Source organism: Actinocorallia lasiicapitis (genome assembly GCF_054778695.1).
The window spans coordinates 1-3,252 of sequence record NZ_BAAGZI010000531.1; the positions used below are offsets into that span (position 1 = coordinate 1).

The 3,252-nt window shown below is 73.6% G+C and carries 4 protein-coding genes; 2 read left to right on the forward strand and 2 right to left on the reverse strand.

Annotated elements, in window-relative coordinates:
- Positions 1-552, forward strand: a complete 552-nt coding sequence (locus ACYVE7_RS31610; protein ID WP_460369931.1) for a 5-oxoprolinase subunit B family protein — start codon at positions 1-3, stop codon at positions 550-552.
- On the opposite strand, the gene ACYVE7_RS31615 is transcribed toward ACYVE7_RS31610, so the two are convergent.
- Entirely contained in the window at positions 540-932 is a 393-nt protein-coding gene (locus tag ACYVE7_RS31615) for a PPOX class F420-dependent oxidoreductase (protein ID WP_460369933.1), read from the reverse strand. The genes ACYVE7_RS31610 and ACYVE7_RS31615 overlap by 13 nt on opposite strands.
- 90 nt (positions 933-1,022) lie before the next feature.
- Here ACYVE7_RS31615 and ACYVE7_RS31620 point away from each other — a divergent pair, with 90 nt between their 5' ends.
- On the forward strand, positions 1,023-2,063 hold the full coding sequence (locus ACYVE7_RS31620) for a winged helix DNA-binding domain-containing protein (protein WP_460369935.1): 1,041 nt from the start codon (positions 1,023-1,025) through the stop codon (positions 2,061-2,063).
- Positions 2,064-2,097: 34 nt separating this feature from the next.
- Here ACYVE7_RS31620 and ACYVE7_RS31625 read toward each other — a convergent pair.
- Positions 2,098-3,252, reverse strand: a 1,155-nt coding sequence (locus ACYVE7_RS31625; protein ID WP_460369936.1) for a transketolase-like TK C-terminal-containing protein, incomplete at its 5' end; no start/stop codon positions are given.

Genomic DNA, 3,252 nt, shown 5'->3' on the forward strand with positions numbered 1-3,252 from the left:
CTGCTCGTGACGGTCGACGCGCCGCACGCGATCGACGCCGCGATCCGGGCGGCGCGGCTGCCCGGGGTCGTCGACGTGGTGCCGGGCGCCGAGACCGTCCTGGTGACCTGCACGGGCCCGCTCGACGCGCTGGAGCGGGCGCTGCGCTCGCTGCCGGTCGCGGCGTTCCGCGGCACCGGCGAGCTGGTGGAGCTCCCCGTCCGGTACGACGGGGAGGACCTCCCCGAGGTCGCCGCGTTGACCGGGCTGAGCGTCGCCGAGGTCGTCGCGCGGCACTCCGGGGCCGAGTACACCTGCGCCTATCTGGGGTTCTCGCCGGGATTCGGCTATCTGACGGGCGGCGCGCTCACCGTGCCGCGGCGGGACACGCCCCGGACCAGGGTCCCCGCCGGATCCGTGGCGATCGCGGGACCGTACACGGCCGTCTACCCGTCGGCGTCGCCCGGCGGCTGGCGGCTGCTCGGCCGCACCGACGCCGTCCTGTGGGACGTGCGCCGGGACCGGCCGTCGCTGCTCGGCCCCGGCACCCGAGTCCGCTTTCAGCCGCTGTAGTGGACCTTGTCGGCCTTCACCCGGACGTTGATCCGCTGCTCGTCCGGGGTGTGGCCCGGGTAGACGTCGGCGCCGATGTACTTCTTGGCCAGCCGGTCGATCGTGGCGTCGGCGTCCTCGGTGTCCAGGACGGCCGTGCCCGACACGCTGGCCAGATGGTAGGGGTTGGCCGGGTCCAGAACGCTCACCGAGATCTCCGGATCGCGGCGCAGGTTCCGCTCCTTCGCCCGGCCGACGGCCGTGTTGAAGAAGACGCCCTCGTCGTCCGCGTCCGCCCAGACGACCGTGCTCTGCAGTGAGCCGTCCGCGCGCTTGGTGGTCACCCACGCCGGGATCGGCTGCTGGAACAGGGCTTTGGCGTCGGCGCTGAGTTCCGCCATCGTTCCTCCTCAAAGATCAAGTCCCTTCCGGCCTGCCCAGCCGAGGCGTGATCATGCGGAGTGTCAGAGGTCCTGAGTACCTTTTTGCCCATGGAGAAGCTGACCTGGCCGCAGATCCTCGCCTGGCGCGTCGCCCGCCAGTACCTGGCAGCGCCCTCACCGGACCCGCTCGCCGTCACCCGGCGGCTCGCCGGGGTGCAGGCGCAGGTGGCCTCCTCCGCCGCCACCGGCCTCGCGGTCCGTGGCGCGTCCCTCGACGGCGCCGTCGGCACCACCCTGATGAAGGTGTGGGCGATGCGCGGCACCCTGCACCTGCTGCCGATCGACGAGGCCAGCGCCTATCTGGCGCTCTGCGCGACCATCCGCAACTGGGAGAGACCAAGCTGGATCAAGATGTCGGGAGCCACCCCCGCCGACCTCGAGGCGTTCGCCGAGATCGCCGCGCGGGTCCTGCCCGCCGGGCCGCTGACGCGTGAGGAGCTCACCGAGGCGGTGCTCGCCGAGACCTCCTCCGAGCACTTGCGCACGGGGCTGTCCAGCGGCTGGGGCAGCCTGCTGAAACCGCTCGCCTGGTGGGGGGTGCTCTGCCACGGGCCGTCCCAGGGCAACCGGATCACCTTCGCGGCGCCGTCCACCCTGCCCGGCTGGCGGCCCGCCCCGCCCGTCGAGGAGGCGGCGCGGATCGTGCTCCGTGCCTATCTGGGCGCGCACGGGCCCGCCACCCCCGACCTGTTCGACAACTGGCTGATGCGCAGGGGCAGCCGGAAGAAGGACGTCAAGGCGTGGTTCGCCGCGCTGGCCGACGAGCTCACCGAGGTCGACGTCGAGGGCGTCCCGATGTACGCGCTCACCTCGGAGCTGAGCTCCCTGCTCGCCACCCCGCCCAGCGAGGACGTCCGGCTGCTGGGCGGGTTCGACCCGTACGTCCTCGGCGCGGGCACCGACGCGCCCTACCTCATCCCGCCCGAGCATCGCGCGAAGGTCAGCAAGGCCGCCGGGTGGATCGCGCCGGTCGTCCTGCACGGCGGCCGGGTCGCCGGAACCTGGGATCCCGAGACCGGCGCCACGGACCTGTGGGAGGAGGTGCCCGCCGCCGCTCTCGCCGCACGGCTGGCCGCCTTCCCCCGCTGAACTCCGTCAGCTCAGGCCCGTCGGCTCAGGCCCGTCAGCTCAGCCCGGTGACGTCCAGGGCCGCGTTGAGGATCGAGCCGGGGTCGAGACCGTGGTGGCGGTAGACGTCGGTGAGGTCGCCGGACTGGCCGAAACGGGTGACGCCCAGGTTCGCGGCCGGAACCCGGTGGATCTGGGCGAGGAACGCGAGGGTGTGGGGGTGGCCGTCGAGCACCGTCACCAGCGGGGTGGGCGGCAGCACCTGGTCGAGGATCCAGGTCGGGCCGTCCTCCAGGCCCTGCCGGGCGCGCAGCGCCTTGTAGAGCAGGCCGGGGCTGGTGACGCAGGTGACGGCCGTCGGAACCCCCAGCGCCTCCAGCCGGTCGGCGGCCTCCAGCGCCTCGGGCACCAGCGCGCCCATCACCGCGAGGGTGACCCGCGCGCCGGCCGGGCGGCGCAGCGGATAGCCGCCCCCGACGACCTGCCTGCGGCGCCGTTCCCGTGCCGCCGGATCGGCCGGGACTTCGGCCAGCGCCTGGTCGAGGGGGCGGGTCGACAGCCGCAGATACGCCGAGTGGCCGTCCGCCCTGCCCAGGTTCGCCAGGCTCTCCAGCAGCACCCACTCGGTGTCGAGCGCGAACGCCGGCTCGTAGGTGACGCAGCCCGGCTGCTCGATCCCCAGCGACGGGGTCGTGATCGACTGGTGGGCGCCGCCCTCCGGCGCGAGCGTGACGCCCGACGGCGTCCCCACGAGGATCGACTGGCCGCCCGCGTAGATCCCGAACGACCACGGTTCGAGCGCCCGCTGCACGAACGGGTCGTACATGACCCCGATCGGCAGCAGCGGCTCGCCCCACCTGCTCCAGGTCGCGCCGAGCTCGCCGAGCAGCCCGACCAGGTTGACCTCGGCGATGCCCAGTTCGATGTGCTGGCCGGTCGGCTTCTCCCGCCAGTGCAGGATCGTCTCGGCGTCGTCGGCGAACCAGTTGGGCCGCTCGTGCGGCGACCAGACCCCCACCTTGTTCACCCAGCCGCCGAGGTTGGTGCTGGAGGCGACGTCCGGGGTGACGGTGACGATCCGCCGGGCCGCCTCGGGCGCGGTGCGCGTCAGGTCCATCAGGGTGCGGCCGAGGGCGGCCTGCGTGGTGGAGGTGCCGGTCGGGGTGCGGCCGATGTCGGCGGAGAGCGCGGGCGCCGGGGTCGCGGTCCT